Consider the following 15,379-nt stretch of genomic DNA (forward strand, 5'->3'; position numbering starts at 1 on the left):
ACGTCCGGAATAGTCGGACGTGCTTGCATTAATAACTGGTTTGAAAGTGATATCACGCTTCGAGCCATGCTAGTTGTTGGGTGACCAAAGCACGAAGCGCCACAACTAGAATTTGCGTAGAATCTAGTCGTGGCGCTTCGGTTGTGTCTTTCTGAGAAGGCCTAATTTGTAACGGCTAATCTAAGTGAGCGGGGCCGTCAGTGGGCTGATCAACGAGTTCGAGATGGTCGATCGTCATCATCTGGCGAATCTTGATTGAACTTGTCTGAAACCTGAGAATGACGGGGTCTTTGTAATTTAGTTGCTGCTGAAAGTCCGTTAGTTCAGCCCGCCAATCTTGTTCAAAAACGTTGGTACCGACTAATGAGAGTTTTCCCCGAAGCATAATTGACGCATAGTCTGACAGTTGGTAATAGAATAAACTCGCTTGACGCCAGTTTTGAATGTTCTGCGTTGTTGAAGTTTGACGACTAGTATAGAAGTAAAGTTCTTCTAGGCTCCGTTTGATAGGTAAGGGACTGAGCGCTACCATGGTCGGAAAGCCGTCCGCATCAACAGTTGCTAACGTGAAGACGGGGGCGGTTTGGATCATATGTAGGGCTGCCTGACGAGTCGTGTGTTGCATACTTAGTCACCCCTTTACACCTCAGTATGCAGGAATCATGGGGGAAAGTCATACGTTATGCACACCGTTTTCAGCGATTAAAAACTAGGGATGTGATATACTTAAGCCACTTAACGCGTGGAACGTTATGATTGATTGGCGCTCCCAAGGTTAACGATGTTGTTACTGCAGTCAGTTCTGAGAGGACTTATCTAATAATGAAGAATGGTACAGTAAAATGGTTCAATGCGGATAAAGGGTTTGGTTTTATTACGGGTGAAGACGGTACCGATGTCTTTGTTCATTTTTCAGCGATTCAAACTGATGGCTTTAAAACCTTAGATGAAGGTCAAAAAGTAACTTATGATGAAGAACAGGGCGATCGTGGCCCCCAAGCAACGAACGTTCAACCACAATAGTAACTGTTGGGCCGAACCATTATCATTAACTGGTTCGGTTTTTATTTGAAGTGACGGGTTGTCAGCTAAACAAGAAAGCTAAGTGGTCGGAATGGATTTTGTAGATGTTTACGGCATTAAGCATGAGAATTGTACGTTAGTTGCACCTGCGCGTGAATATCAGCGGGTCGTTATTTTTATGGACGCATTGGGCCGGCGCTTTGTTGCAATGGGACCGGATCCACAACCAACTAAATATGGAAGTAGTAGCCAACATTGGCATCAAGCACAGCCGAGTGCAGCTCCTGAAGGTTATTTCCATATTGATCAAGAATAACCCTAGCAATTGAGTTACTTAGCTACGCTGATGGTAAACATTAGATCGTTAGAAAAAGCCTCAGGGACGTCACACGCACTTTGCGTTGTGCTTCCTGAGGCTTTTTTGTAGGAATAAAAAAATCAGCTTTCACGGTGGATTATCACGGCGTGAAAACTGATTAGTGTGGTTATATGATGGGCAGTCAGGGGTTTGAACCCAACTGAAACATAAACGCTATTAAACCAGTGCTTATGCGGTGTTTCACGTGAAACTTTTTACCCTTGGCTTACCAATTGGCTTACTTTTACTATAGAACGTTAAAATAACCCGGTTTCCTGCTGGAGCTGAAACTTTTCGTTTTAACGTGGTACACGTGGTACACGCGGACAATCGTTGATTTAACAACGTTTCAAAGTGCCCTAACGTGGTTCATTACCCAGTACAACGTGGTACACTTAGTAAAAATTGTCTGAATATACCAAGTTTAAAAGCCTAAATAATTGGCTAACTTGTTGGCCGCCTGTTGATTTTGGCCCTTAGTGACGTGTGTGTAAACATTTAGGGTTGTTGCAACGTCCTCATGGCCTAATCGGGTTTGTACTTCTTTAATGGTAGCACCAGCGGCAAACAGAGCGGAGGCGTGACTGTGTCGAAAGCCATGTATGGTAATACTAGGGGTTAGGTGGTAGTCAGTGATGATCCGCTTTAACCACTTACCCGGAGTATTAAGCGATTTAAAACCGTTCTTAGTGTTAGCAAAAACTAACTGATCCGGTTGTAACGTATTAAAACCTAAAAACAAATAATATTCACGTTGCTGTTTATGCCAGCGTTGTAATATTTCTACCGTCGTATTGTCTAAGCTGACAGTGCGGCGGCCTTTTTTTGTCTTAGGGGCTTGAATAATCTGCTTGCCGCGTTTCCCTTGGGTGAGCGTTTTATTAACCCGCAAGGTCTTATGGACAAAGTCAATGTCTTGCCATGTCAGGGCTAAACACTCGCCGCGTCGCACGCCTGCAAACGCTAGTAGCCGGAAGAGACAATACTTTTCGGGCTCTTTTTGTTGGTCAATGCACTTGAAGAACGTTTTTAGTTGATCGCGATCCCAAAAGTTATCGGGCTTGTCGCCCCAACTATCAGGCTTGACTGGCATTGTAATCATTCTAGCTGGATTATGTGTGATATAGCCGTGTTTTAAGCCGTATTCAAAGACTGCTACCAGATAATTGTACCAACGCTTGTAATTGTACGTGACTTCTTTAAACCACAGATTAACAGCACGCTGGCACTGGTTGACGGTGATGGTTCGCAACCGCTTGTTACCAAACAACGGCAAGATGTGATTATCGAACATGCCGGCAGTCCGTGCCCAAGTGCTTTCACGAACGGTATTAATATACTGGTCGTACCATTCGTGATAAACGTCAATGAAAAGAATATTATTATCAACTGGTAAAACCGGTTCTTGTTGTAACTCTACTTCAATTCTGGATAAAGCAATACGAGCAGCGCTTTTTGATTTAAAACCCCGCCGCCGGGTTGATTTCTTTTTACCAGTTTGAGGATCAACACCTAAATAAACTTGAAACTGATAACGGGTATTCCCGTCCTTGTCCTGATATTTCTTGATTGTTGCCATTTATAATTTCCTCCATAACGTACCGTGCGGGGGCAGTGTTATGTAGAGAAAAATCATATTAATACTCAAACATAGTTATTAATGATCTTCCAATAAAACATGATCATCTTTTTCGTGCAATGTAAAGCTATATACGCTTCCTTGATTGGGGACGTTAAATACAATAGAGACTTTTTGGGGAAGAGCTATTTTTTTATTCCAATAATTTTCTAAATATATCCCAGTAGCTTGTTTACTAATGGAAGCTCGATTTCTTTCGTTGAGTGACACTAGCCATTTTGTGGTTTTCTCTTCCGAATCGGTTGGTGTATTAAAAAAACCACTACCAACTGGCAAACCAACAAAAAAGATTGCTTCATTATCAGTGTATGAAATTAATTTTACATGAAAAATGTTTTCTTCGGCATCAGCATCATACATAGAATTTTCGACAATTGATTTGTGTATGACTGTTTCTTTTACCCCTATGGCGTATATTGCGTCGTCTTTGCTTTTTTGGGCGGGCACTTGAACTATATAATCATCAGGTAAAACTTTAATTATATCATTCGGTGTACAGGTTAAAAAGCGACATATTTTATCAAGGGTATCGAATTGGATACCTGTTGACACGTTTCTGCCTAATACTGATAGTGTGTTCATTGAAATACCAGTAGCCTTTGAAATGTCTGTCAGAGTAAAACCTTTCGATTTTGCCAGCTTTTTCAAATCTATTTTAATCAAAGCAATCACTTCCTTATATTTAGAATATACAACAACTCGGACTTAACTGCAAGGGATAAAAAAAATAACCGTCAACAGTTATTTTATCTTGAACCATACAGTAATTTATGTTACTGTTTAAATGTAATCGAGAAGAGGTGAATTTATATGAATAGCAAAGACAAAAGCTGGCTTACGTACCAGCAAGTGATGGAAGAGCTTCACATTGGTAGTGTGAATACAGTCTATAAGATGATTAATGACGGTTTAAAGGTAACTAGCATTGGTAGATTAAAACGCATTGAACGCAAAGAGCTAGATAAGTATTTAGCCTCAAAAACAATTTAATTGTACCGTGCGGGGGCAGCATAAGTTTGAGGAGGTGATTTCATGATAGCAACAACAATCTTATGGGCAATCAAGTTTATGATTGTGTCGTTTGTCGGCAACGTGGTAGTTAAGTTAATCAAGAATCCACGTCGGTATTTTGGAGTGTGAGGTCAGTCGCATGGGAAAGCATACAAAAAAGACCTACTTTACTTTGGAAGGTAGTAGGTCTAAGAGAAATAATCAAAATATGCTTTCCCTTATTTTAACACGAATAAGGAGAATGGAAAATGACAAATAAAGAATTAATGGAACAATCTGAAAAATTAGCAACGGCGTGGGAATCATTGAAAGTAAGTATTGATAATTTATCAATGGCAATGACTGTTGTGAAATATGATAGTGATTGGTGCAAATACTTCTTCAAAAGCGAGCAGTCAAGCAACCTTGAAAGTAATCTATTGAATATTGCTAGTGTGATGTTGGACGTTAGCAATGACATTTGTCCCGAAGATTAGGCGGTGATGAACAATGAAAGAGTTCGCAACGCTTGATAAAGCCATTGAGCTGGCCCAACAAGGCTATGCGGTTTACCCACTGATTGAGAATACGAAGAAGCCACCTAAAGGGGTGGCCGGCTACCAAGCCGCAACTAGTGACCAGAACAACATCTTTGCATGGTTCAAAAAGCACCCGACTTACAACTTAGGCTTGCGGCTAGACTTATCGGATTTATTAGTCGTTGACATTGATATGCACGAGCCAACTAAAAACGGCCGGACTAGCTTGGTACAACTATTTAAGCAAGGGCTGACATTGCCGAATGATACCTACATTGAACGGACGGCTAACGGCGGCGTGCATTACTTTTTGAAATACACGGATGCTAAGGTTCGCAAAATTGACGTTTGGCCCGGGATTGATTTGCTAAGTGACTTCACAGTGATCGCACCAAGTGAGATTAACGGCAAAATGTATGAACCTTTAGATGGTCGAACCTTAGCTGATATTAAGCCGGCTCCTCAATGGTTAGTCGATAAGTTGACGGGGCAAAAAGTGAACTGGACGTCAGAACACGCCTATGCCACACGCCAAAAGAAGTATACCGGTCGCTTGTTAGATGAAATGGTAACCGGGACAACCCAAGGCAATCGCAATGCTTGGTTAACTAAAATTGCCGGTCGAATGTTTGGCGTCGGTGCTGATCCCAAGACAGTCTATAACATGCTGTCAGTGATCAATGATTCGTTCGTGGATCCGGCACTACCAAGCAAGGAAGTTAATGTGATTTTTCAATCCATTTTAAAACGAGAAAGTAAGGGGGTTCATTAATGGGTAAAGCGATGGATTTACCAGCAGAGACCCAAGAAGCGGCCAACAATGTTATCAAAATGCAACGTGCCGCTGATTGGCAGAACGATTTTAAAAAGAATTCGGACGATGGAATCAAAACACAGTCTCTTTACAATATCCGCTTAATTATGGAACATGACGAAATGTTGAAAGGACTAATTGTCTTTGACGAGTTCTCGGAACAAATTGTTAAAACACCACAAGCAGAAAATTCACTGTTCAAAAAAGGTTTTTGGAATGATGGTGATGACACGTTATTGAGAAGTTATATTGAAGATCATTACAACTTGTTATTCAGCAAGGAAAACATTACTGATGCGGTAGTTACAGAGGCACGCCGCAAGACAATCAATCCGGTTAAGGCTCGTATTGAAGCGGTAGAATGGGATGGCCAGCCACGTGCTGAACGTTATTTCATTGATTACTTAGGTGCCGAAGATAATCACTATACCCGCACCATCACTAAGAAATGGCTAACTGGTCTTATTGCCCGGGCCTATGTTCCCGGAGTTAAGTTTGAAATTGTCCCTATCTTAGAGGGAAGCCAAGGACTTGGCAAGAGTACGGCTGGTAAGAATCTATACCCGGATAAATTCAATGATTCGTTGAAAGGAATGGGTAAGCAGAAAGACGATTATCAACAGTTACAAGGTAGTTGGATTATTGAAGTTGCCGAGCTTTCCGCCATGAAGAAAACGGACGTTGAGGGAATTAAAAATTTTATTAGTGCACAATCCGACACATATCGGAATAGTTACGGCCGCTATGCGTTGCCACACCCGCGTAAATGCGTATTTATTGGCACAACTAACCAAACCGACTATTTAAAGGACGCGACCGGTGAACGGCGCTTCTATCCAATTAAATGTGGGGTCAACAAGGCCAAATTAGATGTATGGCACCCGGACGAGAATTACATGCTTCAAGTATTGGCGGAGGCCGCGTACTGGTTTAGGAATGGCGAACAGCTATATCTGGATCAGGCCACCATGAAAGAGGCTAAGGCGTATCAGATGGCTGCGGAAGCTGTCGACCCTATGCGAGATGCCATCGAAGCGTTTTTAGCAATGGAAGTTCCCACAGATTGGGAAAACATGAGTACCGGCTTAAAACAAAGCTATGTCAGTGACTACGGCCATCAATCTAAGTGGTTACAAGATCAAGTTAGTAATGAACGGAAACCACTCAACCAAACAACAACTCTGGAAATCATGGAAGTTGTCTTCCATAAAACAGTTGATCGTTATTTAACCGGGCGAACAAACTCGGAAGCTAAGCGAATCAAGTTATTAATGGACAATATGGACGGCTGGGAAGCTAAAAGAATTAGAATGAATGGAAAGTTTCCACATGGATATGTTCACGTACAATGATTGAAAATGCTAAGTGTACCACGTTGTACCACCAAATGTACCACGCCAAGGCACTTGAAAACACTGTTATATCAACGATTGTCCGCGTGTACCACGTGTACCACGTTAAAACGAAAAGTTTCAGTTACAGGAGGAAACAGAGAAATGAAAGTAATTTATCCAAGTTTGGTTGAGCAAGCTTTCAACATCTACGTTAAACAATATGGACCAGTTGTTCCAAGTAGAGTTAACGAATTAAAATCATATATTTACGGAGTCTTGATTAAAAATGGTGTTTTAGACCAAAATGGTGATCCAACTCAAAAAGCAAAAGATAAAGGATTGGTTGGGAGCTTTACCCTAAATGAAGATGGAGAATATGAGCCAGAAACTGTAAGAGACTTAAAACTCATGTACCCCATGTATGCACAATTTAGTGACGATCACTTTATGAAATCAAGTCAAGGGTGGTTAGCTGACGCCTACGTTATCCGAAACGTTTCAAGCCAAGTTTTGAATAATCCTTTAAGCGATGAAGAACAACGCAAAAATGCGTACAAGATGTTGGAACAATTAGATGATTAATATATAGAAAGGATCTAACTATAATGAAAATTAGAATGATTGACTGTGACAATAAGATGGGGCAATGTGAGTTATTCGTTACTCGGGAACCTAACCAACATGAACATTTATATTTACGAAATGGGAGTGAGGTGGTAGTTCTTAATATTTATCAATTTGTGCGAAATACAAAAGACAATTTTGCCGAAGAACCTGATTTCGTGGCAATTGTCCAGTATCAAGAAAATGGTAATCCGGCACTAACAGACTTACGCAAAGAGGAAAGCCAAGCGGTACTAGATTGGTTCAATAACCCCGAATCAGGATTGTTAGGTGGTAGCAATGAAGAACTATAATCTAAGTCGACTAAATAAGCGGGTACAGTTTGGCGTTGAGAAAATGTCAGGGTTCAATAATAACACTGGTGAAAACATTACTAAGTTCTCGCCGACTTTCTCGGTATGGTGTGGTGAGTATACGTTGACCATCAGTAACACGATTAGCCTTACTGGTACGACTGCGACAACCAACCAGCTAATTGCGGTGCGTCATGACGATCGAATCACGACGACCTTGGAAGCAATATTAGATGGGGTGACGTATCGCGTTGCTGGCGTTAGTTCTGAGAGTGAGATGAATGCTTATGACGTGGTCACACTAACTAAGGTCAACGGTCATGGCTAAGCCAATGAAGCAATGTGAGCACCCGGGTTGTCGGACGCTAGTTGCTTATGACACGCGCTACTGCGAGAAGCACCGCAAGGCGACTAACAAGTGGCGGTACCACAAACGCATGTACGATTCAGATGAAAGCAAGTATCAACAGTTCTACAAGTCGTCAGCATGGCGCAAGTTGTCACGGCGGTTCCTTGAAAGCAATCCGGTATGCGTGCAATGCTACCAAGATGGTGTGATCCGTAAAGCCGATGTGGTCGATCACGTTATTGAAATCAAAGACGATTGGTCACGTCGCTTAGATGAAAGTAACCTACAACCATTATGTTACCGACATCATAACCGGAAGACCAGACTGGCTAGAGAACAACGGGAACAACAAACTAAATAACCAATGAGTGTCGTGCTGAAAGGTGCGGCGCTTTTTAGTATCTGCGGTCGCAAGTTACGACCCCGACGCACTAACTTGGTGCACTAGCTGACTCGCTAAGATGACGTGACAGGTTGCTTGTGTTACCTAAGCTTAACTTAGATAGGTAAATAAAAAGCCGCCCGTTAAGGCGACCACTGACATCTATGATAATTAATTGGCAAAGTTAATTATATCACGTGAAAGCGAGAAAATAATTTGTGAGTTTCAATTTCATACCCACAATTCAAGATTCATATTAAAAGGTGTTTCCACAAATGTGCGGAATAATCTGCGCAATACTGCGCTGAACTTTCAGCTGAGTTACTGAGTCGAAATTTTCGACCTTGTTAACCAACCCGCATTTTGCGTCTACGTTGCCAAAATTGGCAATGGACTGCGACGATTTTTCGGCCGAGTGAGCAATCCAAGTTGGCGGCTGAATTTTCGGCCACGAGACTAATTCAAAACAGCATGACAGCCCAGAAACGCTGATATGGGGGGGTTATGGTCGACCCGAAAGGAGCGGACAGCATACTTTTGTGTTTATAAAAGTCCCTTTTGAACTTTGATTTTTTGCTGATTTTGCTGGATTGTGAAATATCACTACTAATAATGCGAAATTTAAACAAATAGCCAGTCAGGGGGTGACGTGTAAATATATACATGTTATTAATTGCACTTTTTGGAAATATGTGCGATAATATAGATATAATAAACGAATTCTGGATATATGTATCAATCAGCCGCTATGGGTCTAACCCGTGGGGGCTTTTTGGTACGTAAATTTAAACGAAAGGAGTGCTCCGAATGAGCCAAAAAGTAAAAGCCTTAGCCAGTATGAAGAAACATTTAACCAATGATGAGCGTGATCAACGTAAAGACGCTGAAAAAGCGTTATTTGATTATCCGGTGCTTGATTTAACCCCGCCAGATTGGTTACATGATCGGGCCTTAACTGAATGGCAACGGGTAGCGCCTTATTTAAAGGCCAATACCCCAATTAGTGAACTTGACCGGGCCATGTTAGCCAGTTATTGCCGCGCTTATGCTACAGTACAGACTTGTGAGAATGATATTCGTAAGAACGGACTGGTACAAACTAATCAAGAGACTGGCGCCCGTAAGCCCAACCCGTACGTGGCCTTGCAGTCACAAGCAATGAAAGATTTAAAAGCCTTAGCCAATGATTTAGGCATGTCGCTATCAAGCCGGGCCCGCATGGAATTAAACAAGCAAAAAGATGAGACACCCGAAGATACTTTCGAGGCGATGTTGTCATGATTGAATATGTTGACCAAGTGTTATCGGGTCAAGTATTGGCTGGTCAAAAAATCAAATGGGCGTGCGAGCGATTTAAACGCGATTTAAGCCGTTCTAAGGACGACAGCTTCCCGTTCTACTACGACGAAGACAAAGCGGCACAGGCAGTTAAATTTATCGAATTAATGCCTAAGACTGACGGTAGCCAACTCACCATGCAACCCTTTCAAAAATGGCTTATTAGTGAGCTGTATGGCTGGCGTGAAAAAACTACTGGTAACCGCCGTTATGATCGGGCGTTTATTAGTATGGCCCGGAAGAACGGTAAAACCTATCTGGCTTCTGGTATGGCCGCTAATGGTCTTTTAAGAGAACGTCAGCCCGCCCGCAACCGACAAGTATTATTCGTCAGCAACGCCCTTAAACAAGCTAAATTAGGCTACGACATGCTTTCAAGTGGGCTACGGCAAGTCCGCAAGCAATCGAAGTACATGCGGCAACGGATTAAGGTACAGAAACAAGCCATTACTGACTTAGAAACTGATTCGCAAGCCTTGGCCCTTGCCAGTGATACCAGTACGCTTGATGGTTATGCCGGGACTACCGTTATTTTAGATGAATGGCACGAAGCTAAAGACCGCAAGGTGTACAACGTTTTAAAGTCTGGTCAAGCACAAGAAGATAACTCCCTGCTGGCGGTGATTTCCACCTCGGGCCTTAACCTTAACGTCCCAATGCACGCCGAATATGACATGCTGACGGACGTTTTAAAGGGCAAGACTGAAGCTGACCGTTACTTTGTGGCAATCTGGGAACTGGACGACCGCGAAGAAGTTTACGATCAAGCCAATTGGATCAAGGCCAACCCGTTATTCAGTGAACCACACGTTAAACAACGCATGACGGAAAAGATTCAGGCCGATGTTGACCTGGCCATTAAACAAAATAATCTCATTCCGGTACTGGTTAAGAATTTCAATATGTGGTTGCAAGCCAGTGAGGACAGCTATATTTCAGCCGACGATTGGGCCGCTGGTAAATTGGCCAAGGTACCCGACTTACATAATCGTGACGCCTATATTGGCATTGATTTATCTAAAAGTAATGACTTGACCGCAGTTAGTTGGCTTGTTCCAATTGGCAACGGTCAGTTTTATTGTGATAGTCATTCTTTTGTGGGGACTAAATATGGCCTCGATTCTAAGATTAAACGTGATGGGATTGATTACCGGTCAATGGAGCGTGCCGGTGAGTGTAGTATTACTCGCCTTGATAGTGGTGTGATTGATTATGATGAGCTATTCGACTATGTACAAAAGTTGGTCGGTCAATATAACTGGAAAGTTAAGGCGATTGCCTATGATCCGTATAATGCGCAGACCTTGATTACTAAGTTTGAAAAACTCAATTATCCATTGTTTGAAGTGCGACAAGGCACCAAGACTTTGAATATTCCAACCCGCAATTTTCGTGATCAGCTTTACGATGACAAGATCAAACATAACGGCAACAAGATTCTCGCTTATGCGGTCAATAACGCCATCTTGAAGGTGCTAAACAATGGTTGGCAACTAGATAAAGCCCGCAATAGTAACCGGATTGACCCGATTGCGGCGTTGATTAACGCGTTTGTAGCGGGTATGGACTATTACCAAGAAAGTGAGGATCAACAACATGCAGAAGATTACTACAAAACAGCGACTGCGGCGGATCTGTTCTGATTATGTACAAACGATCTTGTTGGTGATTGGCTTAATCTGCTTAGTGATTGGTTTTGGCTGCTGGATCAGTTGGCAAGCGGGGTTAATATTGGCTGGTATAGCCATGATTCTGCTGGCCTTGCTAATTAATTATGAAAAGCAAAGAGGTGATTAAATGAGTTTCTTCGTTAAAAGCAGTAGCACCAGTGGCACGCATGATCCGGTGGCCGACGCCTTGGTTAGTTTATCAAGCAATGACCCCTATACGTTTGTGAGTGCGGCGGTGTTGCGTAATAGTGACATTTACGCGGCAATTAACATTATTGCGAGCGACATTGCCAGCAATCCGATTGTTTGCGATACGGCCATTTTTAACACGATGATTAATCAGACCCCCAATAGCCAAATGGACGGCTACCATTTCAAATATGCGTTGGCGGCCAACCTGTTACTCAATGGTAATAGTTTTGCGGAAATTTTGCCTAATCACACACTTAAATTTGTGCAAAACAACCAAATAACAGTTGAACAAGATGACGTCAGTGGGGCGTTGACCTACACCTATACCCCGATTGGTGGTAACAGTCGTCAGATCACGCCTAACAACATTTTACATTTTAAATATTTCACCAAAGATGGTGTATCGGGGATTAGCCCCTTATATGCCCTCAAAGATGAGCGCCAGATTCAGTCGGCCGGCAATAAATTGCTAACCGGCTTTTTTACTGCTGGTGTGCACGGCACCACGATTATTAAAGTCCATCAATCTGATTTAGGACCGGAAGCTAAGGGCAATATTCGCAACCAGTTTGATGAAGCCAATACGGGTGACAACGCGATCAACACGATTGTGACTGACGATACGATGGACATTAGCAACTTAGCCTTAAATACCGATGTATTAAAGCTGGTCAATTCGAATGACTGGACGACTCGACAAATTGCTAAAGCCTTTGGCTTACCACCGGAGCGCTTAGGGGTTGAAAACGATCATTCTAACCAAGAACAAAGTGGCGTGCAGTATCTGCAAGGCACGTTGCAACATTACTTTGATAGCTTTACCAGCGAGCTGTCATTCAAGCTTGGCCATGACTTCACGTTTAATACGGACAAGTTATTGAGCCTTGACCCGCAAACCCAGCAAGCCCAAGCCGTGGCCGGCTATACGGGCGGTATTATGAGCCGCAATGAAGCGCGGGCCAAGATTGGCTTACCACCAACTGACGATGGCAATATTTTCCTAAACTTACAAAAGAATGGAGTGAATACGAGTGAAGAATAAGCAACGATTTACCTTGGCGGCTGAACTGAAAGCTGAAAAACGCGACGCCGTCCCAACTGAACCCGAAAATCAGGATCAGTCTAATCCCGGTGAACCAGCCACGCAAGCCCAACAAGTTGATGGCAAACCGGTTATTTCGGGTTATGCCGTGGTGTTCAATAGTCCCTCATTGAAAATGAGTACGAATGATGGCACTGAATTTGTTGAAATGATTGACCCCGCCGCCCTTGATGGCTTGGACTTATCAAAATTAGTCCTATTGAATAGTCATAATTGGGCCCAACCGTTAGCCCGAGCCGACAACGGAACCCTCACCACGAGCGTTGATGATACGGGTTTAAAGTTTACGGCGGAGCTAGACCCTAGCGTTAGTTATGCGATGGATACGTATAACAATATTAAAAATGGGGTAATCGGTGGGTGCTCGTTTACCTTTGATTTAGACAATGGCGATGATACTTGGACGCAAGATACTGCGAGCGGTCAAGTTACCCGGACGGTCAATCATATAAAAGACTTATACGAATTAACGACTACGGCTATTCCAAGTTATGGACAGTCGAGTGTTCAGCAAGTAATTCAAATTGAAAGTCGTAGTTACGAAAAATTTATCAATCAAGCAAAGGAGCCTGATAACATGGCAAAACAAACAATTATTGATCCTAATACCAACGACAATGGCAACGAAAACAAAACTGGTATTCCCGCCTTTGAACAATTTGTGCGGACACACGGGGAAACCCGAGACGGCTTAAAGACGGACGGTGCCAGTGCCGTTATCCCTAAGGAACTGATTACCCCCGTTTTCCAATTAAAGCAATCTAAGTACAACCTTGCCCAATATGCAACGGTTAAGCAAGTTTCTAGCGGTTCCGGGACTTATCCAATTGCCACTAGTCAACAATCTGCGGTACTGGCTACCAAGGATGAACTAGCGGACATTGCCGACGTTGACGCGAACATGTTTACGGAAGTGCCGTTTGATGTGAAGACCCGGGCGGGTAAGATTGCCTTATCTAATGAAGTGGTGGAAGACGCCGAAGTTGATATTGTCAGTGAAGTTAAAACGCAATTACAACAATTGGTTGATAACACGGACAACACACAGATTATGGGTCTGTTAACGGGTAGCAACTTTACTAAAGCAACGGCCACCAGTATTGATGACCTTAAAAAGATTTTCAACGTAACATTAGATCCCGCCTTGAGCAAAATGTGGTTAGTGAACCAATCCGGGTTCAATTACCTTGATACACTCAAGGATACCGAGGGTCGTTACTTATTACAACCTAACCCAACAGCACCCAGTGGTTTCACCTTGTTAGGGGCGCCAGTCGTCATGATCAGTGACAAGCTACTGGCTAACAACGCGGACGGGACGTTCCCAATGATTGCGGGGGACTTATCACAAGCGGTGGCTGTTTTCCGTCGTAACCAAGTAACTGCCCAATGGGACAAGTTCGACCAGTTCAGCCAAGGTCTTTCCGTAATTGTGCGGAATGATTATGAAGTGATTGATAAAACCGCTGTAATCAACGTGGCGTTAGGAACTGCGACTGCTGGTAAATAGGAAGACAAAATGAGTGGGATTTCAAACAACAAGTGATAGTATGATGATAACGCTTATCAGATTTTAATAGAACGTGCAGCTATAATTTTAGGGGTGATTTCATGAAGAACACATTTATCCTTGCATACAGTGGTATTATCATCACGTATGTATTCGCCGCATATGTTGCTTTTAAAGTGTTTGAGGTAATCTATTATGCTATGACTTGGTAATAAAAAGGCCGTGACTTCAAGGTCACGGCCTTTTATGATAAATATGTGTTTTGGAGACTGCTCGGGCTGGGATCGAACCAGCGACCTCTTGATTAACAGTCAATTATTCTACCGCTGAACTACCGAGCAATGAGTACTCTATATTTATACCATATAATTTTATGAGAGTAAAGTTAAACTTATGAGGAAGTGATTAGTTGTCAGTGACTGTAGACGACATTAAACTAAGCCTGCGAATCGATGTAACCGAAGATGATCCAATGATCCAAAGTTATTTAGACGCCGCCAAGGACTACGTTCAGACGGCTGTTAGCAAGAATGAAGATCTGACTGTCTACAAACAGTACGATTTTGCCGTGTCCTTGTTGACGCAATTCTGGTACCAAAACCGAGTAACTGATATGAAACAAACACCATACCAAGTTATCAGCATGATTCAACAATTACGTGGCCTTATTTCATAATAAAATGGAGAAGTTCTAACTGGACAAATTAAAAAGGAGTGATAAACTTACTTGAAGTAAGCGTGTTCTATTACCCCTAAGGGACAGAGAGCCCCCCTCTCTGTCCCTTTTACATATATCTGGAACCAGAAAGTGTGATTCCAATGCGTCAAGATGTTAAGAAAATTCGTAATTTATTAAAGCAATATGCCAAACTAAAACGTGACTTGACGGTTTTTAATCAGGTTTCTAGTCCCTCGTTCGATGGAGTATCAAGCCATAGTAGCCGAAACGGTGCTGAAAGCCGCCTGATAAACCATGTTGATCTGTCTTACCAGCTAAAAGAAGTCGATGATGCTCTCAATGCAATTGATGATCCACAATATCAATTTATCTTACATGATTATATTATTGAGAAACGTTTCAACCGCAACGAAGCCTGTAATCAATTATCGGTTAGTGTCAGCAAGTTTAACTACTTAAAGAACCGGGCACTTGAAGTGTTTAAATTAAACTATCTTCGAACTCTGTGATATACTGAACACGGTTAACATATTCGGAAGTTTT

The 15,379-nt window shown here is 42.5% G+C and carries 20 protein-coding genes and 1 tRNA gene; 17 read left to right on the plus strand and 4 right to left on the minus strand.

Annotated features, from left to right (window positions below):
- Positions 1-175 precede the first annotated feature (175 nt).
- Positions 176-625 (minus strand): pyridoxamine 5'-phosphate oxidase family protein, encoded by a 450-nt coding sequence (locus tag MZO41_RS02725; protein WP_003641653.1) that lies wholly within the window; start codon positions 623-625, stop codon positions 176-178.
- A gap of 197 nt (positions 626-822) precedes the next feature.
- Between MZO41_RS02725 and MZO41_RS02730 the strand changes: the two genes are divergently transcribed.
- Both MZO41_RS02730 and MZO41_RS02735 read left to right on the plus strand, forming a co-directional pair.
- The gene (locus MZO41_RS02730; RefSeq protein ID WP_003643615.1) at positions 823-1,023 is read left to right on the plus strand and encodes a cold-shock protein; all 201 of its coding nucleotides are present in this window, start codon (positions 823-825) and stop codon (positions 1,021-1,023) included.
- A 91-nt stretch (positions 1,024-1,114) separates the two neighbouring features.
- The gene (locus tag MZO41_RS02735) at positions 1,115-1,339 is read left to right on the plus strand and encodes a hypothetical protein (RefSeq protein WP_003641655.1); all 225 of its coding nucleotides are present in this window, start codon (positions 1,115-1,117) and stop codon (positions 1,337-1,339) included.
- A 466-nt stretch (positions 1,340-1,805) separates the two neighbouring features.
- Here MZO41_RS02735 and MZO41_RS02740 read toward each other — a convergent pair whose 3' ends face one another.
- Both MZO41_RS02740 and MZO41_RS02745 read right to left on the minus strand, forming a co-directional pair.
- Positions 1,806-2,960, minus strand: coding sequence for a site-specific integrase (locus MZO41_RS02740; protein ID WP_128650842.1), 1,155 nt, complete (start codon positions 2,958-2,960; stop codon positions 1,806-1,808).
- Positions 2,961-3,038: 78 nt separating this feature from the next.
- On the minus strand, positions 3,039-3,692 hold the full coding sequence (locus MZO41_RS02745; protein WP_252129638.1) for a helix-turn-helix domain-containing protein: 654 nt from the start codon (positions 3,690-3,692) through the stop codon (positions 3,039-3,041).
- A 138-nt stretch (positions 3,693-3,830) separates the two neighbouring features.
- Between MZO41_RS02745 and MZO41_RS02750 the strand changes: the two genes are divergently transcribed.
- From MZO41_RS02750 to MZO41_RS02810, 13 genes are all read left to right on the plus strand, one after another.
- Positions 3,831-4,010 carry a helix-turn-helix domain-containing protein gene (locus MZO41_RS02750; protein WP_064578500.1) on the plus strand — a complete coding sequence of 60 codons (180 nt, stop codon included), beginning with the start codon at positions 3,831-3,833 and terminating at the stop codon, positions 4,008-4,010.
- Between the two features lie 269 nt (positions 4,011-4,279).
- Positions 4,280-4,507: a hypothetical protein gene (locus tag MZO41_RS02755; protein ID WP_128650844.1), complete on the plus strand. Its 228-nt coding sequence runs from the start codon at positions 4,280-4,282 to the stop codon at positions 4,505-4,507.
- A 13-nt stretch (positions 4,508-4,520) separates the two neighbouring features.
- Complete coding sequence (locus tag MZO41_RS02760) at positions 4,521-5,321, plus strand: bifunctional DNA primase/polymerase (RefSeq protein ID WP_128650845.1); 801 nt, start codon at positions 4,521-4,523, stop codon at positions 5,319-5,321.
- Positions 5,321-6,715 carry a virulence-associated E family protein gene (locus MZO41_RS02765; RefSeq protein WP_128650846.1) on the plus strand — a complete coding sequence of 465 codons (1,395 nt, stop codon included), beginning with the start codon at positions 5,321-5,323 and terminating at the stop codon, positions 6,713-6,715. The genes MZO41_RS02760 and MZO41_RS02765 overlap by 1 nt, the downstream gene beginning before the upstream one ends.
- Before the next feature lie 144 nt (positions 6,716-6,859).
- The gene (locus MZO41_RS02770) at positions 6,860-7,279 is read left to right on the plus strand and encodes a hypothetical protein (protein ID WP_252129639.1); all 420 of its coding nucleotides are present in this window, start codon (positions 6,860-6,862) and stop codon (positions 7,277-7,279) included.
- A 23-nt stretch (positions 7,280-7,302) separates the two neighbouring features.
- The gene (locus MZO41_RS02775) at positions 7,303-7,614 is read left to right on the plus strand and encodes a hypothetical protein (protein ID WP_063489183.1); all 312 of its coding nucleotides are present in this window, start codon (positions 7,303-7,305) and stop codon (positions 7,612-7,614) included.
- Positions 7,601-7,942 carry a phage head closure protein gene (locus MZO41_RS02780; RefSeq protein WP_128650848.1) on the plus strand — a complete coding sequence of 114 codons (342 nt, stop codon included), beginning with the start codon at positions 7,601-7,603 and terminating at the stop codon, positions 7,940-7,942. The genes MZO41_RS02775 and MZO41_RS02780 overlap by 14 nt, the downstream gene beginning before the upstream one ends.
- The gene (locus MZO41_RS02785; protein ID WP_069137353.1) at positions 7,935-8,324 is read left to right on the plus strand and encodes an HNH endonuclease signature motif containing protein; all 390 of its coding nucleotides are present in this window, start codon (positions 7,935-7,937) and stop codon (positions 8,322-8,324) included. The genes MZO41_RS02780 and MZO41_RS02785 overlap by 8 nt, the downstream gene beginning before the upstream one ends.
- Positions 8,325-9,152: 828 nt before the next feature.
- Entirely contained in the window at positions 9,153-9,626 is a 474-nt protein-coding gene (locus tag MZO41_RS02790; RefSeq protein ID WP_063489180.1) for a phage terminase small subunit P27 family, read from the plus strand.
- Positions 9,623-11,326 (plus strand): terminase large subunit, encoded by a 1,704-nt coding sequence (locus MZO41_RS02795; protein ID WP_128650849.1) that lies wholly within the window; start codon positions 9,623-9,625, stop codon positions 11,324-11,326. Before MZO41_RS02790 ends, MZO41_RS02795 begins: the two co-directional genes overlap by 4 nt.
- A complete protein-coding gene (locus MZO41_RS02800; RefSeq protein ID WP_072535853.1) occupies positions 11,280-11,480 on the plus strand; it encodes a hypothetical protein in 201 nt (66 codons plus the stop codon). Before MZO41_RS02795 ends, MZO41_RS02800 begins: the two co-directional genes overlap by 47 nt.
- Positions 11,481-12,587 carry a phage portal protein gene (locus tag MZO41_RS02805; protein WP_128650850.1) on the plus strand — a complete coding sequence of 369 codons (1,107 nt, stop codon included), beginning with the start codon at positions 11,481-11,483 and terminating at the stop codon, positions 12,585-12,587.
- Positions 12,577-14,157 (plus strand): phage major capsid protein, encoded by a 1,581-nt coding sequence (locus tag MZO41_RS02810; protein ID WP_128650851.1) that lies wholly within the window; start codon positions 12,577-12,579, stop codon positions 14,155-14,157. The genes MZO41_RS02805 and MZO41_RS02810 overlap by 11 nt, the downstream gene beginning before the upstream one ends.
- A gap of 269 nt (positions 14,158-14,426) precedes the next feature.
- Here the strand turns inward: MZO41_RS02810 and MZO41_RS02815 are convergent.
- Positions 14,427-14,498, minus strand: a tRNA-Asn gene (locus tag MZO41_RS02815).
- Positions 14,499-14,566: 68 nt separating this feature from the next.
- Here MZO41_RS02815 and MZO41_RS02820 point away from each other — a divergent pair.
- Complete coding sequence (locus MZO41_RS02820; RefSeq protein WP_063489175.1) at positions 14,567-14,833, plus strand: head-tail connector protein; 267 nt, start codon at positions 14,567-14,569, stop codon at positions 14,831-14,833.
- A 143-nt stretch (positions 14,834-14,976) separates the two neighbouring features.
- Positions 14,977-15,345: a hypothetical protein gene (locus MZO41_RS02825; RefSeq protein WP_164905385.1), complete on the plus strand. Its 369-nt coding sequence runs from the start codon at positions 14,977-14,979 to the stop codon at positions 15,343-15,345.
- The last annotated feature ends 34 nt before the right edge of the window (positions 15,346-15,379 follow it).

It is taken from the genome of Lactiplantibacillus sp. C232 (assembly GCF_023806725.1).
GTDB classification, from domain to species: Bacteria; Bacillota; Bacilli; order Lactobacillales; family Lactobacillaceae; genus Lactiplantibacillus; species Lactiplantibacillus plantarum.